At 64.3% G+C, this 460-nt stretch carries 1 protein-coding gene; it reads right to left on the reverse strand.

The features are described 5' to 3' along the window. Window positions 1–364, reverse strand: a 364-nt coding sequence (locus KDH83_RS31575; RefSeq protein ID WP_212323117.1) for a LysR family transcriptional regulator, incomplete at its 3' end; no start/stop codon positions are given. Window positions 365–460 lie beyond the last annotated feature (96 nt).

Consider the following 460-nt stretch of genomic DNA (forward strand, 5'->3'; position numbering starts at 1 on the left):
GTTGAAAGCGCAGCAGCGCATCGGCCAGCACGGCCGCCAGCCCGCCGGCGATGGTGCCGATCGCGATCCGGCTGCCCTGGCCCCGGCGGATCGCATCCAGCTCGTCACGCATATGACCCAGGCTCGCGCACATGAGTCGCGCGTGGCGGATCGCGCTGCGTCCCAGTTCATTGGGCGTCAGTCCCTGGGTGGAACGGATGAACAGGCTGGTGCCGAAGGTGTCTTCGATCTCGCGCAACGACTTGTTGACGCCGGGTTGCGTCATGTGCAGCATCTGCGCCGCGCGGTGCACCGAACCCAGGTCATCGATGGCGATCAGCAGGCGCAGTTGCCGGAATCTCAGCCGGGAACTGAGCGCGTGCAAGGTGGCAATCGAGGGTAAATCCTGAGATGACATTGCGTTGTTTCCCCCTGGTCAACTCTCATGAGGACAGCTGCGCCTGTCGACGTAGACTGGGCC

The sequence above is a fragment of the Achromobacter sp. Marseille-Q0513 genome, assembly GCF_018195695.1.
In the GTDB taxonomy this organism is placed as follows: Bacteria; Pseudomonadota; Gammaproteobacteria; order Burkholderiales; family Burkholderiaceae_B; genus Achromobacter.